Origin of the sequence: Labilibaculum sp. (genome assembly GCF_041595635.1) — a bacterium.
Taxonomy (GTDB): domain Bacteria; phylum Bacteroidota; class Bacteroidia; order Bacteroidales; family Marinifilaceae; genus Labilibaculum.
The window spans coordinates 1-19,829 of sequence record NZ_JBFHJW010000036.1 but is presented as its reverse complement, the minus strand read 5'-3'; the positions used below and the strand labels follow the sequence as shown (position 1 = coordinate 19,829).

Below are 19,829 nucleotides of genomic sequence, written 5' to 3'. Positions count from 1 at the left end.
TTAATTGTTAACGTAAATTCTGGTACTGGCTATCTGTTCATTTTCTTTTGTATTTAGGACAGCCTGCTGGGGACAAATTTCCATGCAATTCCCGCAATGCAAACAATTCTCCTGAATAATCTCGTAAGGTTCGTCAGTACGAATGCAATTCTGAGGACATTTCTCTAAACACAAACCACAAGCATTACAATCTTCATTGATTCGATATCCATAAGTTTGGATCTCTTTTCCTCCCCAAGCAAAACTTTTTCTTGTAATGGGTTTGGTACTTAAATCAAAAAACTCTCCTTGTCCTTTATACAAGCAGAACACATTTAGGGCAGTGCGACTTTCAAAGGAGGTATAAATAGTTGCCATGTATGGATTTTTCTTAAAAATCTCTTCTCGTTTATCCGATCCAATATTCCGTACCGATCCAGCAATCGAAATTGCTTTTTTCGACATAGAATTAGTTCCTGAAGTCATTCCGCTTAATGAAACATAGCTTTTATTCATAAGTTGCCTGTAAAAAGCTTTTCCTTTTGCAGTCAGAAAATAGATGCCTTTATCATCCTGCAACATGATATCAATTACTCTGGTTACAGGCAAGCCTTTCTCATCAGTTGTTGCCATAACAACCGAATGAATTTCTTCCCTTAAAATTTTCAGATAAGTTTCTGTTTCCATATTTTCCAGGATCTTGTGTAGACTGTGCTTCTTTTAGAAAACATTTTTTTATGTTGTCATCATTATTTGCATGAATAATACTATCATTTGTATAGTCGCAAAAGTATGTATAGTTTTGATTTCTCACAATAACGGTCGAAAAGGATAGTAGGCGTTGAATTTTGTAAGATTCTGTACATCTGGTTACTATATCGGTAAAAATAAGCTATAAAATGTATAGTTGTGAAACTAAGTATAGTTGTTTACCTTTGATAGATACAATCGGACTAAATAACAATTGCAATGGACAGAAAAGAGCTATCAGAGAAAAGACCAATGATTAGGATTCACGAAAAATTATTTCCTTGTCCGACTAGTGCTGCCATGGAATTAATTGGCGGAAAATGGAAAAGCGTAATTTTAATGCATTTAGTTGAGGCCAAAAAGCGTTACAATGAATTGCGCAAAGAAATGCCAACGATTACCGAACGCACGCTGAGTTTACAGCTGAAACAATTGGAGAAAGACGATTTAATAGCAAGAAAAGTGTACACGAAAACACCCCCTTTAAAAGTGGAATATTCGCTTACCGATTTTGGACATACTGTAATTCCTGTTCTGCAGGCAATTTCGGAATGGGGAATTTATGCCGCGGAAGAAAAAGGTGAATTTATTGTTGAATAAATGAACATTTGTCGTGATAAAAAGTACACGTATTTCTGATGTGTGAGGATGAAATAGGATCGAAAAGCTTCGTGAAAATGCATCATAATTCTAAAGGAATAAAGATTGAAACTAATTTTTTCAAATTATAAAGAAAAGGAATTCCTGCACTCAGCATTCTTAAGATTCAATCGATAAAAGGTTTTACTCTAAATAGAACTTTCCTTTTTTAAAGATTCGTTTGCTCCAATAGATGAATGGTGTATCGGCGGCAGCCACAATGAATTTTAAAAAGTAGGTGGTAATGAATATTTCCCACATCATAGCCGATTCAAATATGCCCCAGAAAGCAATCAGTACAAAAACAGTACTGTCTATAAACTGAGAAACAAAGGTACTTAGGTTGTTGCGAATCCATATCTGCTCGTCTTTTGGAAAATGTTTGCGCCAAAAATGGTAGGCCCACACGTCGTGACGCTGAGAAAGTAGGTAGGCTGCAAGGCTGGCAACAGCAATTCGGGGCATTAAACTGAATATGGTACTGCTTGCTTTGTGGGCTGTGCTAGCAAACTCATCTCCTTCGAGCGGAATAAAAAATAAGGCCAAGTTCATCAGAACAGTCATAGAGATGAGGCTGAAAAATCCAATCCAAACGGCCTTTTTTGCTTCTTCTTTGCCATAGTTTTCCGACAAAATATCGGTTACTAAAAACGAGGAGGCATAAACAATGTTCCCTAAGGTGGCAACAAGTCCGAAAAGCTCAACCGTCTGAATTACTTGAATGTTGGCAACAATAACAGAAATTGGAATCCACATAATCAGCCCCCATTTACCAAAAAGGCGGTAGGCCAAAATAATGAACAGGAAGTTTGCTAGCAACATGACTAGCCATAAAATTTCATTTTGCATTTTTTTAATTTTTTTAGCTGAAGCCGAAAAAGGATATTCACAGTCAATTACTAGTATTCTTTTTTGAACTTCACTGCAGGGTGATGCCACCTGCTTTGTTTCTACTCAATTCGGGATGCAAATGTAAGGAAAATTCTTTGTTTAGTCTTGTTGATTTACGCAATGAAACGGTAAATTTTTTCACTTGTTAAGTGAAAATTGTTTAGTAGCTATTTTTTGAAATTGCAAATGCCATTTAGAGATTAGATCATCCTAAACAGGCAATATTTTATTCTAGTTTCATCGAAAGAATAGAGATGATTGAGTTGAAAGAAATTTAAGTAAGAAGCTTCATTAAATTTTAAATCTTTTTTCAAATCTATAGCATTCTTAAAACTTCTATATTTGTTTAGATCCGACAAAAGAGTTTAAATCATTTTAGCAGGTCTGTTCCTAGGCAGAAAAAATAATTACCTCAAAAATTACTCGAATTAAATTGGGCATATTTCAAGATATTCATGGAAATTTACCTGCCTTAAAAAAGGGAGTCGAAATATTTAGAGAAAATGGATGTGAGAAGATATTTTATGTTGGTGATTTGATTGGAATTAGTCCATATTCAAAAGAATCGATGGATTTTGTCATGGGAAATCACGACTATTGGTATGCCTACGGATTACCAAATCCGACACCAGAATGGATGAGTGAGGAAGAAGTAAGACATTGGACCTGGATAAACCCATCAAATAGGCAATGACTATAGAGATAGAGTGAAGAAATGGAGGTTTTCTCTAGACTACCCAATTGGAGACGGTAGAAAAATAACGTTTCAGCATTATGGTTTAAATAGAGATCAAAATTGGTTTGCACCTGGAATAAAGAATCCAAGTGTTGAAGAATTGGATATTTTATTTGGTGGTATTGATTCTGAAATCATATTCTATGGACATAAACATGATGAAGATGATAGAAAGGGAAGGTGCAGGTATGTTAATTTGGGTTCAGTTGGATGCTACTATAAACCAGAAGTAAGAATAGGAATTTTGGAACTATCAGAGGGTAAATTTGAATTAGAAAAACGGTCAATTCCCTATGATGATGGCCTTATGGAAGAATTTGAAATCAGAAAAGTGCCCGTAAGAGAACGTATCACACATACCTTTATAAAAAGAGATGAAACTCATTAAATGCCATTTTTACTTGAAACCTAAATAGGTATTAGTTTCAGGATAATAGATTTTACGAGTCTAGCTTCTTATTTATACTGGGTTTTCGACCACAGATTTTTTTTGGGACTTGGTAAATAGGAAGGATCGCCAACAAATCGAATGTCTTCTATGGTATAGAATGCTTTGGGATTGTACTGCTTCACAATTGCAATTACCTCTTTCATAACCTTCCTTTTTACAATCAGGAAAACAATACCTACTGCGCCATCTTTTCCTTCTCCGGCTACACAGGTAACTCCATATCCCTTTTGGCGCAATTCATTCACCAAGTCATCCACTTCAGAACGAGTAATGATCCTCAACAATTCATATCCTATTGCTATTTTTTCTTCGATAAGCATACCAATATAGGTACCCATAGCAAATCCAGCTGCATAAGCAATGTAAGTCAGCCAGTTATCAAGGTTTTCCATGATTCGGGTAATGGTGATAATCCAGATCAGGATCTGAAAAAAACCAATCAATGGAGCATATTTGCGATATCCTCGGGAAACCATAATTACACGTATCGTGTCAAGTGAAACATCACAGATACGCGCCATAAATATAAGTACTGGCAGTAGTATATAATCGAAAAAAATAGAGTCCATACTTTCAGATAATATTTAATGGAAAGATTATTACCTGATTGACTAAGATAGATTTGAAATGTAATTGATTTAGAAAATTTGTCATCTTAATCAAGTTGTTTTAGCAATCAAGTAAGAGCTAAAAGTACTAACTTTACTCAATAGCCAACTAAAAAATATAAAAAAATGGCATTTATCGATTATTATAAAGTTTTGAATGTTTCGAAATCTGCAAGCGAAAAGGAAATTAAGGCAGCTTATCGAAAACTTGCTAGGAAGTATCATCCTGATTTAAACCTTGATAATAAGGAAGCAGAGATGAAATTCAAAGAAATAAACGAAGCAAACGAAGTGCTTAGCAACCCCGAAAATCGTAAGAAATACGATAAGTATGGTAAGGATTGGAAGCACGGAGAAGAGTATGAAAAAGCCCAAAGACAAAGACAAGAATATACTCAGCATCAGTCGAGTCAACATGGGTTTTCGGAGCAGGAGTATTCCGATTTCTTCGAATCTATGTTTGGAGGAAGAAGAACATCTTCCAGGCAAGCTCATTCTACAATATTTAAAGGTCAGGATTTTCATGCCGAGTTACACTTGGATTTAAAAGATGTTTACACAAAACACAAACGCGTGTTGACTGTGAATAATAACAACATACGACTCACCATACCTGCAGGAGTAGAGAATGAACAGGTGATTAAAATTAGGGGAAAAGGGGGAGAAGGATTGAATGGAGGTCCCAATGGAGACCTTTACATTAAGTTCATTATCAATAATAGAACACAGTTCAAAAGAGCTGGCAATAATTTGTATAAAAACGTTGATTTAGATCTTTACACTTCACTTTTAGGTGGCGAAATTATGGTAGAGACCTTTAATGGCAATGTGAAACTGAAAATAGCCCCCGAAACACAAAACGAAACGAAAGTAAAATTGAAAGGGAAGGGCTTTCCTGTTTATAAAAAGGAAGGAGAATTTGGCGATTTGATAATTACCTACCGCATTAAGATTCCTTCAAAGCTTAGTAAACGAGAAAAGGAATTATTCAAAGAATTACAAAAAATGAGATAGCATGGAAAAGAATTTAATAGCAATAACAACCCTTTGTTCTCAGTATGAAATTGAATTTTCTTTTATCGATGCTTTGAACAAAACAGGTCTTATTCAAATTGTAATTATTGAACACGATCAATTCATTTACCAAGATCAAATAGGTGATCTTGAAAAAATGATTAGACTTCATAACGAGTTGAATGTTAACTTGGAAGGTATTGATGTGGTTTTTAATCTTCTAGAGAAAGAAAGAGCCTTGAGAAATGAATTAAATGCCCTAAAAAACAGATTAAGGCTTTATGAAAATGACTAAATCTGATTTTTTTAAAGTTCCTCCTGTATTGTATAAGTATGCAGTAGTAATCTAGCTTTTGATTCTAACCGTTTCTCTGATTTCAGAAGGATTTTGCCCAACCTTTTTCTTGAATAGGCGGCTAAAATAATGGATAGACTGGAAGCCGAGTTCGAAACTAATTTCTTTCATCGATTTATTTGTTGTGAGAATCAGCTCCTTCGATCTCATAATTTTTAAATCTAAATGATACTGATGAGGAGAGATTCCCGTGTATTTCTTAAACATCTTACGAAAATAGGAGTAGGCAATGCAATTATCTTCAGCTAGTTTTTGGAGATCTACTTCTTGATCAACATTTTCCTTCATAAAAAATCGTGCCTTTTGAATGAGCTTTTCAATTGGCTTTCCTGAAAAATTGCGCTGTTTTTGCCAGGCAACAATATAGCCAAATAATTTAATTATCAATCCAGCTGCAATGTGTTGATTTCCGGGATCTTCGTTAATTACTAGCTCAAATATTTTATAGTAAGTATCTATAAAATCTTCCCTCACGCCGCAATGAATAACCGACTGTCCTTCCAGAATTTGATTTTCTCGTAAAAAATGTTCGGCGAATTTCCCATTAAAACCAATGTAATGTTCGACCCATCCCTGGCTTTTTGTCGGACGATAACGATGCCATTCATTTTTTCGGATAATGAGTAACGAACCAGGTTTAACGGTAAATTTTCCACGTTCGTTTTCAAGTACTCCTGTTCCCTTTGTAATGTAGTTAATCTGATATTCGTTTAGCTTGCGTCCCTTATCCCACGAAAAGTAGTATCCACTAGGATGTTCTGCCGAGGGATAAGTGATTCCGACAGGAACTTTCGATTTTCCGGCTACATTTAAGTAGAGTCCCCAATCCTTATCTTCATCACTTGCCGAAATGTATTTAAAAAAATCTTTCATGAATGGTCCATAAAGTGCAAACGAAACGCCAATTTGTGTATTGACATCATAGTGTTGTGACGCTATATTTGAGCTTTCATAAGAACTACAATAGCAGAAACAAAAATACCAATTAAATCATACTAAATAGGGAAATATGCAAACGTTATTAGGAATTATTTATCATTCATTAGGTGGAGTTGCATCGGGTAGTTTTTACATGCCTTTTAATAAGGTAAAAGGTTGGGCATGGGAAAGTTTTTGGATTGTTGGTGGTTTGTTTTCATGGTTGATTGTACCACCTATAGCTGCATATTTAACCATTCCAGGCTTTTTTGATATTATCTTAGCGAGTTCTTCCGATATTTTTGTTCTTACATTTACTTTGGGGCTTTGCTGGGGAATTGGCGGCTTAACCTATGGTTTGGGTGTTCGTTATTTGGGCATGTCCTTGGGGAATTCGGTGGTTTTAGGTTTTTGTTCTGCTTTTGGTGCTATTGTACCTTCTATTTACTACAGTATTCATCCTGTATCGGGAAAAATTTCCTTTACTGATATGATGGCTTCTTCGGGGGGCCAAATGGTGCTAATTGGCGTGTTGGTTTGTTTGATTGGAATTGCCTTATGTGGTTATGCTGGCATGTTGAAAGAAGGAGAATTAAGTGAAGAGGAACAGAAGAAAAGTGTTTCAGAATTTAATTTGGTAAAAGGTTTAACCATCGCCATCCTTTCAGGAATTCTAAGTTCATTCTTCAATTTTGGAATTGAGGCAGGTAAAAGTATGGCAGAAGCTGCAGCAGTATTGCCCGATTTTCTGTTCGAAGGTTCTAGTCACCTGTTCCAAAACAATGTAAGTTTTGTAGTCATTCTTTGGGGTGGCTTAACAACGAATTTTATTTGGACTACTATTTTAAGCTTAAAAAATAAGTCCTATAAAGATTTTAGTAATAAATCGACACCGATCCGAAATAATATTTTGTTTTCAGCATTGGCAGGAACCATGTGGTTTCTACAGTTCTTCTTTTACGGAATGGGTGAGAGCAAACTTGGAAATGGTGCTAGTTCTTGGATCCTACACATGTCAACGATCATACTTACTGCAAATTTGTGGGGAATCTACCGAAACGAATGGAAAGGCGTAGCGACTAAAACCAAATGGATGATTAGCATTGGAATAGCCGTTATTCTTGCTTCGGTGGTGATTGTTGGACTTGGAAATGCAATGTAAGCAACACTTTTTGAAATTTTTTTCCTGAAAATAGAGTTGATACGCTTTGTCCGATATTATTAGGAAAAGGAATGAGGAGGAGTAGTTGGTTTTAAAGAGTAAGCTAGAGAATATTTATATTTAAAATAGATAATTTATTTGTTATGGCAAGTGAAGAAATGATAAAGAAAGCCTACGAATTGGCAAAAGAACAATACGCAGCTTTAGGTGTTGATACAGAGGCGGTATTGAATAAAATCAATGAAATTAAAATCAGTCTTCACTGTTGGCAAACTGATGATGTGTCGGGAACTGAGAATCCCGACGGTCAACTTTCTGGAGGCATTCAGGCTACGGGTAATTATCCTGGAAAAGCACGTAATATAGCTGAAATTATGGCTGATCTGGAAAAGGTTATGTCATTATTACCAGGGGAGCAACGCGTAAATGTTCATGCTTTATATGGCGATTTCTCTGAGGGAGCGATTGATCGTGATGCGATTGAAGTAAAGCATTTTCAGGGATGGATAGATTGGTGTAAAAAGCAAGGTATTGGTATGGATTTTAACGGTTCATTCTTTTCTCATGCTAAAGCTGATAGTGGATTTACCTTATCATCGAAAGATGAAAAAATACGTAAGTTTTGGGTAGAACATCTTAAGCGAACACGTGAAATTGCTGCCGAAATTGGGAAGCAATTGGGAAGTCCTTGCGTTTTGAATACCTGGATTCCTGATGGTTCTAAAGATGCGCCCATCGATCGTAACGGAATGCGTTCTCAGTTGACCAAATCATTGGATGAAGGTTTCGCAGCAGATTTTCCAAAAGAACACATGAAGGACGCTGTGGAGAGCAAGGTATTCGGTATCGGCGCTGAGTCGATGACGGTAGGTTCTCACGATTATTACCTGGGTTATGCCATTAAGAATAACAAAATGATTTGTTTGGATAATGGTCACTTTCATCCAACCGAAGTGGTGGGTGATAAAATTTCCTCCTGTCTACAGTTTGTTGATGAAGTGCTGCTTCACGTAACGCGCCCTGTTCGTTGGGATTCCGATCATGTTGTAACTCTTAACGAAGAAGTACAGCTGATTGCTTCGGAAATTGTGCGCAACGATTTTATAGGTCGTGTAAATGTTGGTCTTGACTTTTTTGATGCTTCTATCAACCGGATTGGTGCTTATGTAGTAGGTACACGTGCTGCACAAAAAGCATTTATGATTGCGATGTTGGAGCCAACTTCTACCTTAGTGAAATATGAGGAAAACGGACAGAATTTCGAACGTTTGGCACTTCTTGAGGAGTTAAAAACAAAACCTTTTGGTGCTGTTTGGGATTATTACTGCTTGCAAAATAATGTGCCAGTTGGCGAAGATTATATAGCGAATATACAGGCTTATGAAAAAGAAGTTCTGTCGAAACGATAGGAGAAGAAGTTAAGTGATGAGTGGCAATGCTTTCATCACTTAACTTGTTTTTTAAAGAATGAAAATTACCATAGATGGAAACGAAAGTAATTGCAGTTTTTGATATCGGGAAGACCAATAAAAAGATTCTTCTATTCGATCAGGAATTCAATTTGGTTTATCAATACGAAGAGAAATTTTCTACAACTCGTGATGAGGATGGGTTTGAGTGTGACGATATCCAGTTGATTGAGAATTGGATGGTGAATACTTTAAGTGCTCTTGTAAAGGAAGGAAAGTTCGATATTCAGGCAATTAATTTCTCAACCTATGGTGCTTCTCTTGCTTTTTTAGATAAGGAAGGTAAGTTGTTGACTCCGATTTATAACTATTTAAAAGAGGTAAAACCTGAAATTCAGGAAGCTTTGTTTCAGGAATATGGTGGTGTTGATGAGTTTTGTCGACAAACGGCTAGTCCTGCTTTGGGTATGCTTTTAAATTCGGGAATTCAGGCGCTTTGGCTAAAGCAAGAAAAGAAGGAAATATGGGAGAAAGTAGCTCATACGCTTCATTTTCCGCAGTACCTTTCCTCTATTTTCACTCATCGCTTTATTTCAGAACCTACTTCTATTGGTTGTCATACTTTTATGTGGAATTTCGATCAGATGCAATATCATGCTTACCTAAAAAAGGAAGATGTGAAATTGCCTGAGCCAGTTCGTAACGATGAGCTTTATTCGGCTATCATTCAGGGAAAAGAAATTAAAACAGGTGTTGGAATTCACGATAGTTCGGCTTCTTTGGTTCCTTATCTTCAAAAATCGAAAGACGAATTTATTCTTCTTTCTACCGGTACTTGGTGTATTAGCATGAATCCGTTTAATAAGGAAGCTTTAACAACAAATCAGTTAAAAAACGATTGCTTGTGTTTTCTCACTCCTGAAATGCAACAAGTGAAATCATCACGACTATTCATGGGACATTTTCATGAGGAATGTGTGGTCAAGTTAAATGATTATTTCGCGGCAGATAAAAATAAATTCCGATCAATTAATTATTCTGAAGAGTTGGAGAAGTCCGTAAATCAGAAATATGGAAAAGTTTTACGATTTTTTCCATTGGGAATTGAAAAGTTCGGGGAAGGATTAAAGAAAATAGACTTATCTGTCTTCGCAGATTTTGAGGAGGCCTATACTTGCTTGGTTATGGAATTGACAGAATTGTGCATTCGCTCAATCAACTTGGTGATTCCTAAAAAGGATACAACAAAAACAATATATGTGTCGGGCGGCTTTTCACGCAATGTTATTTTTGTTAGATTGCTTAGCAAGTATTTTAACGATAAAAAAGTGTGTACTTCGGAAATTGATAATGCGAGTGCTTTAGGTGCAGCCATGGTTGTAGCTAAGAATTTAGAAGATTTCACGAGAGATAAAATTAAATTGGAATCGAATAAAAAGACGCTAAGTTAGAGGCAAACAAAAAAGAATATTTGCATGCAAATGTAGGCTGCAAGTTGATAGGAAGAGAAAGAGTAGTTTGTAGTATTAGGCTTTACAGTAGTTATATTTGTTGACTTTAAATGTTCTTGAAAATCAGTAAAACAAACGAATAAAAAATATTTAAATCATGTGTCTCGATATTTGTGTCGGGATACTAACTATAAAGAAAAATGAAAAATTTTAATCCAAATTTATTACATCCCAAAACTCAGTTAACAAAAGTGATAGGGAAAATATACAGAGATGGAATGACCACCACATCGGGAGGAAATATTTCTATTATGGATGAAAATGGCGATATGTGGGTAACTCCATCGGCTATTGATAAAGGAAAATTGACTGAAGACGACATTATTTGTGTGAAAAAAGATGGAACCATCATCGGGAAGCACAAGCCTTCGTCGGAATATCCGTTTCACAAGGCGATTTACGATGCTCGTCCTGAAATTAAAGCCGTAATTCATGCGCATCCACCAGCCTTGGTTTCTTTTAGTATTGTTCGCGAAATACCTAATACCAACATTATTCCTCAGGCCAAAAAGGTATGTGGAAAAATTGGTTATGCCGAATATGAATTGCCAGGTAGTGAGGCTTTGGGAGCAGTAATTGCAAAACAATTTATTGGCACCGATTATATGGCGGTTATCATGGAAAACCATGGAACTGTTTTGGGTGGAACCGATATGTTAGATGCATATACTCGTTTTGAAACCTTAGAATTTTGTTGTCAAACCATTATTAATGCAAAAGGGATTGGCCAGCCAAGCTACTTAACTGACGAGCAAATTGATGCCTATGAAGCTCAAATGCCAGAAGTGCAAAAGAGTAATAGCAAGGTGCCAAATACTTGTATTGAAAAAAGTTTGCGATTGGAAATTGTTGAGTTTGTTCATCGTGCTTGTCGTCAGAAGTTAATGATTAGTTCTTTTGGAACCATTTCGATGCGAACCGAAGGAAACGACTTTTTAATTACGCCAACAGGCATTGCTCGTTGGGATATGAAAACAGAAGATATTGTTCAGATTAAAAATGGCAAACCCGAGGAAGGCAAAACACCTAGCCGTTCCACAAAATTGCATCAGATGATTTATGAGCAAAATCCGAATGTGAATACCATAATTATTACACAATCACCATATTTGATGGCCTACGGAACTACAGGAGTGAAGTTTGATGTGAGAACAATTCCTGAAAGCTGGATCTTTTTGCAAGATGTTCCTTGTTTGCCAATTGAAACACAATTTCAAGGGAATACAACAATTCCTGATATGATTAGCGATACAGTTCCGGCTGTTTTGGTTGCTAACAATTCCTTTTTGGTAACTGGTGGTTCTATGATGCAGGCTTTTGACCGGTTGGAAGTAGCTGAGTTTAGTGCCAAATCTCTAGTGATTGGTGCACCACTAGGTAAAATGGTTCCCATTAACGATGCGCAGGTAGAAGATTTGAGAAAGAAATTTTTAGGCTAAACAGTCCTAAAATACTAAGAGAAAAAAGGTGAGCTGTAAGGTTCACCTTTCTTTATTTTGTTGATTCAAGAGGAAGAGAGAAACAAAACTCGGAGCCTATGCCAACTTCACTTTTTACCCAAATTTTGCCTTTATGTAAATGGATGAAATCCTGACAAATAAGTAAGCCAAGCCCAGTTCCTTTTTCTTTATTGGTTCCTTGACTAATGTATTCGGTATTGTCGTGAAATATGTTTGCTTGCGCTTCACTGCTTATTCCTACGCCATTATCTTTAACGCGAACAATAATCATATTTTCCTTTTTATGGCAAAATAGAGCAATCTCTCCATTCTTGTGCGTGAATTTTATGGCATTAGAAAGTAGATTGCGAATAAGCGTATTTATTAAATCGGTATCTAAGGTCACTAGGAATTCCTCAGATTCAAAGCTCTTTTTAATTTGGATGTTTTTATTTTTGGCCTGAAATTCAGCTATTTTAATGTTATTTTTGAGTAGTTTAATAATATTCTGTGATTTATAGTGAGGCTTAATAGTTCCCCTCTGAGATCTCGACCAAAGTAGTAAACTATCTAAAAGGTCGAATAAAATTGTAGATGAAGAATGGATACTTTTAGCAAATAAGATTTTATCGTCGTCCTCAATATCGTGAAATTCATTGGCAAGCAGATCTGAAAATCCCATAATTGAATTAAAAGGATTTCTAAGATCGTGAGCAATCACAGAAAATAATTTATCTTTTACGAGATTTGCTTCCACGAGCTTATCATGTTGTACTTTAATTTCTTCTGATTGCTGCGAAAGCAATTTATTATTTTCTCTTAACTCAGAAGTTCTTTCTGAAACTTTTGCTTCTAGCAAGTGATTCAATTTTTTTTCATTTTTTATTCGTTTGGAAAAGTAGAAGGCTATGAAGGCAAAAACTATTCCTAGAAACATAATTCTAAACCACCATCGTTCCCAGAATGGGGGAGTAATTTTAATTTTTAAAGAGGTTCCTACGGTGTTCCATAAGCCATCGTTATTCGATGCTTTTACTCTAAAAACATAATTGCCAGCAGGCAAACTTGTATAGGTTGCTTCGTGTTTGTTGCCAATTTCGTTCCATTTCTTATCGTAACCTTCCAAAATATATGCATACTGATTTTTTGATGGAGAAGTATAGTTGAAGGCTGCAAACTCAAAGCTAATAACCGATTGTTTGTAGTTTAGTGTTATGCTTTTGGTTAACCAAATTGGTTTTGATAGGAGTGCATCTTCTGAATCTGGTAAAATTTCTTTGTTAAATAACTTAAAGCCTGTAAGTGCTACTTTGGGTAAATGAGGATTATATTTTACACTATCGGGATGAAAAAAATTATATCCACCTGTGCCACCAAAGAACAATACTCCTTTCTCATTTTTAAAAGATGAATTTTGTCTAAATTCCGTATTTACTAATCCATCTTCAATGTCATAATTCCGTATTTTTTTAGAATTGCCTAGCTTCTTAAATTCTTTATTAAAAAAAACATTTTTTTCAATTTTAGAAAGGCCTTTATTGGTGCTAATCCACAAATTTTCAGTATCATCAAACAAAATGTTGACAATCACATTATCGGGTAATCCTTCATCTTCGCCAAAATGCTCGAATTGCATCGTTTTTTCATTGAGGCGGTTGAGTCCATCAAACGTTCCAATCCAAATATTTCCTTCAGTATCTTCATTAATACTTGTACAATACGAATTACTTAAGCTGTGCTTATCCATATCGTCGTGTGACCAACTGTCATAAGTGTCGTCTTCTCTGTTGTATTTGTAAAGCCCAAATCTTGATGCAATCCAAATACGTCCTTTACTATCTTTATAAACTTTTTGAATGTTTTCAGCTTTAATGCCTTTTTTATTTTTCTCACTAAGCCTACAATCAGTCAGCTTAAAGTCTGATTTGTTAATTGTGAACAATCCCATAACTGTTCCGATCCACATTTCACCTGGTAAACCTTCAGTAATAGAGAAAACATAAGTTTCTTTTGAGTAAACTTTAAATTTGCCTTGTTTTCTATCGTAGAGATATAAACCTTTACCCGTACCTACCCACAAATCACCAGAATGATCAACAAATAGGGCTTTAATATGATTGCTTCCAAAAACATAAGATTCGTTGGTATACATGGAAAACACCTTATGATCTCCTGTTTTTGAATTAAAAAGGTGTAATCCTCCTCCTTCGGTTCCAATCCATGTTCCTTCTTTGCTTTCTGCAAATGAGCTAATTGCATCGTTCCCTATTCTGTTTGAACCCATTGTATAAGGAGTGACTTCATGGAATTTCTTTTGACCATTATAGCACTGATTTACACCTCCTAAATAACTACCAAACCATATATTTCCATCCTTGGCTTCATAGAATGAGAATATGGAGTTCTGGTTGATACTATAGGGATTGTTCTCTTCTTTTTGGTAATGAATAAAGTCAGGTTTCTCTGAAATTTGCTGATTTGGTGATAATTTATCAAGAGCTGTTCTTGTTCCAATCCACAATGCATTATTTCTATCGAAATGCAGTGTTCTAATTATATCATTACTAAGACTATTCTTGTTTTCAGGATCATTTACAAAATGCGTAAAAATTCCCTTTTCTGCATCGTCCAAACGGTCAAGCCCGCTTTTGTATGTGCCGACCCATAATTTTTCTTGCGCATCCATAGCTAAGGCCATAACACGCGATTCAATTAGGCTTGTTGGATTTTCTTTTTCATGAGAGTAATGTTTACGTATTTCTTTGCTTTGCGTATTGTATAGATAGATTCCATTTTTAGCTCCAATCCAAAGTGAATTTTCTCCAGCTTGAACAATTGCTCTTATATTTATATCCTTAAAGTTTTCTTGACTTGTGTGTCGAATAAAATTATCTTTTTCTCGATTATATTCGCACAAGCCATAGTTTGTCCCAAACCATAAGGTTCCTTTTGCATCTTCAAGGATACAGTTTACTGTTTTACTCGAAATTGAGTTGTGATCATTGCTGTTTTCATGATAATTAAAAAAATGATTGGAGTTTTCGTCGTATCTGCTTAAGCTACCGTTTCGGGTGCCAATCCAAATCATTCCATATTGATCTTCGTGTAAAGCCAATATTTCATTACTGCCAATACTAAGAGAATCGTTCGTGTGTTTTTTGTAGTTTGTAAAAGAATAGCCATTAAATCGATTTAGTCCACCTGTTCGTGTCCCAAACCACATAAATCCGTGATGATCCTGAAGAATTGCAAATACAGAGTTTTGAGAGAGTCCATCTTCAACGGTATAATGATTAAATCGAATATCATTATTTTGGGCAAATAAACCCCCAATGGAACCTATAAAAAATATGAAAATTGAGGATAGTGTTCTAAATGAAATCTGTGTTAATTTTACCTTCATACTCAGAGAAAACAGTTTAATTGGCCGCCAAAGGTATGTATTTTTATGCAATCGATCGAGTTTAGTATTTGTATGAAACGACTAAAGTTTAATAAACATACAGCCAATACTTTATCTAATTAATCATGCTATCTTACTTTGCTTGCACTAAAAATAAGATACTCAGTAATTTACTGATGGAATGGCAGACTTTATTGATTAAATTACACTTCTTTCCTTTTTGTGTTGCTTTGAAATATCCTTACGCGAAAAGAAGTGTTGCGTTACATGGTTTTGTAGATTCATTGGTTAAGTATGGACAGAGAAGGATTCAGATTGTCTTTTTCTAATTAATCGTAGTGCTATTTTGGGCACTTTGTATTCCATAAAAAAAGCACCAAGTTTTTCAACTTTAGTGCTTGATTATATGATTATAACTCTTTGTGAATTCAATTTGCAGAATTCTTGCAAGTGTAATCCATTGGGTGATTTCTCAAAATATCATTTACTTTTCTGTATCAACAGTTATAATATTGAAAGCAGAAACGTAAAAATCTTTATCGATTTCCATTTTCTTTATGAGCTTTTCATAGTCCAGGTTTTGCCAATCTGTACTTGGTTTTAACCAGTACAATTCTTCATTTAAGTAAACTTTAACTTTCATATTAAAAGCGTTTATGCAGTTTCCCCAGCGGTAGCGCATTTTTCCATCTACTAAGGCATATTCAAGAGTAGGAATTCGGGTGTCTTTTAAATATTGATTAAATACAGGGATCAAATCTAGTTCGCTTTCTTGGCAGATGTAATTCTCAATTTGTTCTGATTTTACGGTTTGGTGATAAAATTCCTGGTTTAAACCACGAAGAATCTGATTCCATTTTTCATCATCGTTAATAATCTGGCGAATTGTGTGCAGCATGTTAGCCCCTTTTGAATACATGTCGCCCGATCCGGCACTGTTTACATCGTAATTGCCTAGAATTGGTCTGTCGTTTAAAATATTTAAACGTGTACCTCGGCAATAGGCAGCGCCAGCTTCTTTTCCCCAATAGTAGTCTACAAATAAACTTTCAGAATAAGCTATAAAACTTTCGTGTATCCACATGTCGGCCATATCCCAATTGGTAATGTTGTTGGCAAACCATTCATGTCCCGATTCATGTACCAGAATAAAATCAAATTTATCTCCCCATCCGGTTTTACTTTCATCCCGACCTTGGTAGCCATTTTTAAATCCGTTTCCATAGGTTACCGAACTCTGATGCTCCATGCCTGGATAAGGAACTTCTACCAGCTTGTAACTATCTTCATAAAATGGGTAAGGGCCAAACCAATGTTCGAAAGCCTCCAGCATTAAATGTGCCTGTTTAAATTGCTCTTTTGCTTTTTCCAAATTATAGGGGAGAACCCAGTAATTGCAATCTAAATTACCTCTTTCACCTTTATATACATTGCTAAAATTAACATAGTCGCCTACGTTGATATTCACCCCGTAATTGTTTATGGGATTAGATACAAACCAATGCGAAGTATTGGTTCCATTGTTATTGTGCTCTAGTTTACGAAGTCTTCCATTTGAGACATTCATTAAGGGTTCGGGGACTGTAATACTCATCAACATGCTGTCGGGCTCATCGTAAGGATGATCCTTGCAAGGCCACCACAAACTCGCACCAATTCCTTGGTTAGCTGTTACAATCCATGGGTTTCCATTATTATCTTTGCCCCAGCTAACTCCACCTTCCCATGGTGGTCGGATGCTTACGTGTGGTTTTCCGCCAAACTCTACTAGTAAACTTTTTTGTTCATCAACTTTTTGTTTGTTTTTTAAGTTTACAAACCATGCATTTCCATCTTTTCTGAAAGTAAGATCCTTTCCATCCTGCGAAATACTTGTAATTTGCATAGGTGGCTGAAGATCAATTTGCATTACGTTGTTGGGTTTGAGTACGCGATATTCAATTTTATTGCTTCCAAAAAAACTGCTGTCGGCAGGATTTACCTTTACACTTAAGTGGTAGTAAGTCAAATCCCACCAGGCACGCTCCGGGGTGATGCTTCCCCTTAAAGTATCTTGTCGTGTGAAAATTTTATCCTGTGCATATGCTGCTGTTGACAGCAATAGTATGCTTATGATAAAAGTTGAAAATTTCTTAAACATGAATAAATAATTTAGGGTTTTTAGTATGCTTTTGTTCGAATGGCTTCTACCTCTTCAATTGATTTTGGTTTTGCTTTTCCCAATAATTTGGCGCCATTTGGAGTCATAACAAAATCCTCTTCGTTTCTTATCCCTCCAAAGTTGCGGTATGAATCTACTTTTTCCCAATTAATAAAGTCGTTGAACTTGTTTTGACTTCTCCACAGGTCTATTAATTCTGGAATGAAATAAATGCCCGGTTCAATGGTAAATACATGTCCGGCTTGCAATGGCTTGGCAAAGCGCAAGGATTTCAGACCAAACTGAGTACTTTTAGGTTTTCCATCGTATCCCACCCAAACTTCGCCAAGGTCTTCCATATCGTGCACATCCAGCCCCATCATGTGTCCTGTTCCGCAAGGGAAAAATAGTGCGTGTGCGCCAGCTTCAAAAGCATCGTTGGAATCGCCTTTTGTAAATCCCATTGCCTTTAAACCATCGAAGATAGTTGTACAGGCCGCTTTGTGTGCGTTAAAAAACGGAGTGCCTAAACCCAGTGCATCAATGGCCGCTTGGTGAGCATCGAGGGTAAGCTGATAAATTTCTTTTTGAAGTGTAGTGAAGGTTTTACTCACTGGAATGGTGCTCGATAAGTCACCCGCATAACACATTTCGTTTTCGTAACCGGCATCAATCAGGAATAAATCACCTTCGTTAATGATATTTCCGTGAAAGTGATTGTGTAAATTTTGACCATTTTTAGTCGCAATGATCGGGAAGGAAAGGTTCCCTCCGGCGGCTAAAGCAACTTTATGTATTTCGGCGGTAACTTGTGCTTCGGTCATTCCTGGTTTTGCATATTTCATAGCTGCAACATGCATATCAACAGAAACATTAACAGCTTGTTCTATATTAAGAATTTCTTCCGATGATTTAATTTCACGTTGACTCACTACAGCTTTCACCAAATCAACAGAAAATTTTATAGCAATTTCATCGGGAGTAATGCCAATTAAATTTTGCAGCTTTTGTTTGTTTTCGGGTCGGTACAATGGCAAAAAGTGGATGGTTTGCTTTGCGTTTTTTGCATTGGATAATATCGTTGATAAATTTTTAGCAGGTTGAACTTTACTTACACCACATTGTTCTGCTTTCGATGCAATTGTAGGTTGAGTTCCTCGCCAAACAAAATCTTCAACGGTATATTCGTCACCAAATATAATTTCAGCATCATTGTCGATATCAATAACTGCTGCTAACTCTGGGCGGTTTAGTCCAAAATAGTACAGAAAAGTACTGTTCTGCCTAAAATGAAAGGTATTATCGGCGTAATTCATTGGTGATTCATCGTTACCGAAAAACAAAATCAATCCATTTCCAACTTTTTGTTTTAGTTTTTTTCTTCTTTCCAGGTAGGTTGTTTTTTGAAACATATGTTATGATATTTTATAGTTCTTGTTTAAAGATAGGAGAGTTTTATTTTGATGTGATGTTTTTATAATAGTTGATCTGGGGGTAGAAAATCACTATTGAATTTGTTCTGAATGAATTGTTATAGGTTGAAAAAGACAATCAATTTACTTCTATTGAGAGCAAATTGATTGTCAATACTAAAAATGTTATTGTGATTTATTTACCACCTGCAGCTAAATTCTTTTTCCAATAGTTGAGCATGCTCATTCGCAGGTGCATTGTTGTATTTTCTCTTTCGTTAATGCTATGCGAGCGCATTGGGTAATCTATCATTGTAAAATATTTGTTCTGCTTAATTAGTTCATTGGCCAACATTTCACAACTTTGGTAGTGGCAGTTGTCATCACCCGAACCATGAATCAGTAATAAGTTTCCTTCTAGGTTTTTAGCATGTGTAATCGGACTTCCGTCGCGGTAACCTTTTTCGTTGTTTTTGGGTAGATTCATATAGCGTTCCTGATAAATGTTATCGTACAATAGTTGATTGCTGATAAAGGCAATGGCAATACCGGTTTTGTAGATTTCGGGATAGCGGAAGATGCAGTTTAAGGTGTTGGAACCTCCGCCACTCCATCCCCAGATGCCAATGCGATCAGGGTCAACAAAATCCCATTCCATCACTTTTCGAGCACATGCTGCTTGATCGATGGGGGCCAGAATTCCAATTTTTTTGTACACGCTTTTTCGAAATTCTCGACCTCGTGGTGTATCTGTTCCTCTGTTGTCAACGCTCATAACAATATAGCCTTCCTGAGCCAATAACTGATCCCATAAATTTTCAGTCCATTTATCCTGAACTGTTGCCGAGGCAGGTTCGCCATAGACGTAAAAAATCACAGGATATTTTTTCTCAGGATTAAAGTTAGTTGGTTTAATCATCCAGGCATCAAATTCCATCCCCTCATCGGTTTTTATTTTTAAGAATTCTTTTTTAGGGATATTGTATTTTGCTATCGTATTTTTTAGTTCACC

At 36.0% G+C, this 19,829-nt stretch carries 17 protein-coding genes; 9 read left to right on the top strand and 8 right to left on the bottom strand.

Annotated elements, in window-relative coordinates:
• Positions 1–666, bottom strand: a complete 666-nt coding sequence (locus tag ABYT26_RS11230; protein ID WP_372753890.1) for a 4Fe-4S binding protein — start codon at positions 664–666, stop codon at positions 1–3.
• A 282-nt stretch (positions 667–948) separates the two neighbouring features.
• Here ABYT26_RS11230 and ABYT26_RS11225 point away from each other — a divergent pair, with 282 nt between their 5' ends.
• Positions 949–1,329 carry a winged helix-turn-helix transcriptional regulator gene (locus ABYT26_RS11225; protein WP_372753888.1) on the top strand — a complete coding sequence of 127 codons (381 nt, stop codon included), beginning with the start codon at positions 949–951 and terminating at the stop codon, positions 1,327–1,329.
• Positions 1,330–1,512: 183 nt separating this feature from the next.
• Here ABYT26_RS11225 and ABYT26_RS11220 read toward each other — a convergent pair whose 3' ends face one another.
• A complete protein-coding gene (locus ABYT26_RS11220; RefSeq protein ID WP_372753886.1) occupies positions 1,513–2,217 on the bottom strand; it encodes a queuosine precursor transporter in 705 nt (234 codons plus the stop codon).
• 475 nt (positions 2,218–2,692) lie between these two features.
• Between ABYT26_RS11220 and ABYT26_RS11215 the strand changes: the two genes are divergently transcribed.
• Positions 2,693–2,953, top strand: coding sequence for a metallophosphoesterase (locus ABYT26_RS11215; protein WP_372753884.1), 261 nt, complete (start codon positions 2,693–2,695; stop codon positions 2,951–2,953).
• Positions 2,954–2,966: 13 nt separating this feature from the next.
• Positions 2,967–3,383 (top strand): hypothetical protein, encoded by a 417-nt coding sequence (locus ABYT26_RS11210; RefSeq protein ID WP_372753882.1) that lies wholly within the window; start codon positions 2,967–2,969, stop codon positions 3,381–3,383.
• Between the two features lie 68 nt (positions 3,384–3,451).
• On the opposite strand, the gene ABYT26_RS11205 is transcribed toward ABYT26_RS11210, so the two are convergent.
• Positions 3,452–4,015, bottom strand: a complete 564-nt coding sequence (locus ABYT26_RS11205; protein ID WP_372753880.1) for a DUF2179 domain-containing protein — start codon at positions 4,013–4,015, stop codon at positions 3,452–3,454.
• A gap of 165 nt (positions 4,016–4,180) precedes the next feature.
• Here ABYT26_RS11205 and ABYT26_RS11200 point away from each other — a divergent pair, with 165 nt between their 5' ends.
• Both ABYT26_RS11200 and ABYT26_RS11195 read left to right on the top strand, forming a co-directional pair.
• On the top strand, positions 4,181–5,068 hold the full coding sequence (locus tag ABYT26_RS11200; protein WP_372753878.1) for a DnaJ C-terminal domain-containing protein: 888 nt from the start codon (positions 4,181–4,183) through the stop codon (positions 5,066–5,068).
• A gap of 1 nt (position 5,069) precedes the next feature.
• Positions 5,070–5,363, top strand: a complete 294-nt coding sequence (locus ABYT26_RS11195; RefSeq protein WP_372753876.1) for a chaperone modulator CbpM — start codon at positions 5,070–5,072, stop codon at positions 5,361–5,363.
• Between the two features lie 51 nt (positions 5,364–5,414).
• Here ABYT26_RS11195 and ABYT26_RS11190 read toward each other — a convergent pair whose 3' ends face one another.
• Positions 5,415–6,296 carry an AraC family transcriptional regulator gene (locus ABYT26_RS11190; RefSeq protein ID WP_372753874.1) on the bottom strand — a complete coding sequence of 294 codons (882 nt, stop codon included), beginning with the start codon at positions 6,294–6,296 and terminating at the stop codon, positions 5,415–5,417.
• Positions 6,297–6,432: 136 nt separating this feature from the next.
• On the opposite strand from ABYT26_RS11190, the gene rhaT reads away from it, so the two are divergent.
• The 4 genes from rhaT (at position 6,433) to ABYT26_RS11170 (ending at position 11,862) form a co-directional block, all read left to right on the top strand.
• Positions 6,433–7,503: an L-rhamnose/proton symporter RhaT gene (gene rhaT, locus ABYT26_RS11185; protein ID WP_372753872.1), complete on the top strand. Its 1,071-nt coding sequence runs from the start codon at positions 6,433–6,435 to the stop codon at positions 7,501–7,503.
• Between the two features lie 143 nt (positions 7,504–7,646).
• A complete protein-coding gene (locus ABYT26_RS11180) occupies positions 7,647–8,912 on the top strand; it encodes an L-rhamnose isomerase (protein ID WP_372753870.1) in 1,266 nt (421 codons plus the stop codon).
• Between the two features lie 74 nt (positions 8,913–8,986).
• Entirely contained in the window at positions 8,987–10,363 is a 1,377-nt protein-coding gene (locus ABYT26_RS11175) for an FGGY-family carbohydrate kinase (RefSeq protein ID WP_372753868.1), read from the top strand.
• Between the two features lie 200 nt (positions 10,364–10,563).
• A complete protein-coding gene (locus ABYT26_RS11170) occupies positions 10,564–11,862 on the top strand; it encodes a class II aldolase/adducin family protein (protein WP_372753867.1) in 1,299 nt (432 codons plus the stop codon).
• Between the two features lie 52 nt (positions 11,863–11,914).
• Here the strand turns inward: ABYT26_RS11170 and ABYT26_RS11165 are convergent, their stop codons facing one another.
• From ABYT26_RS11165 to ABYT26_RS11150, 4 genes are all read right to left on the bottom strand, one after another.
• On the bottom strand, positions 11,915–15,265 hold the full coding sequence (locus tag ABYT26_RS11165) for a two-component regulator propeller domain-containing protein (RefSeq protein ID WP_372753865.1): 3,351 nt from the start codon (positions 15,263–15,265) through the stop codon (positions 11,915–11,917).
• Positions 15,266–15,749: 484 nt separating this feature from the next.
• Positions 15,750–17,405 carry a M1 family metallopeptidase gene (locus ABYT26_RS11160; protein ID WP_372753863.1) on the bottom strand — a complete coding sequence of 552 codons (1,656 nt, stop codon included), beginning with the start codon at positions 17,403–17,405 and terminating at the stop codon, positions 15,750–15,752.
• Positions 17,406–17,425: 20 nt separating this feature from the next.
• On the bottom strand, positions 17,426–18,817 hold the full coding sequence (locus ABYT26_RS11155; protein WP_372753861.1) for an aminopeptidase P family protein: 1,392 nt from the start codon (positions 18,815–18,817) through the stop codon (positions 17,426–17,428).
• Positions 18,818–19,013: 196 nt separating this feature from the next.
• The coding region (locus tag ABYT26_RS11150; protein ID WP_372753859.1) for an alpha/beta hydrolase family protein at positions 19,014–19,829 on the bottom strand (816 nt) is incomplete at its 5' end.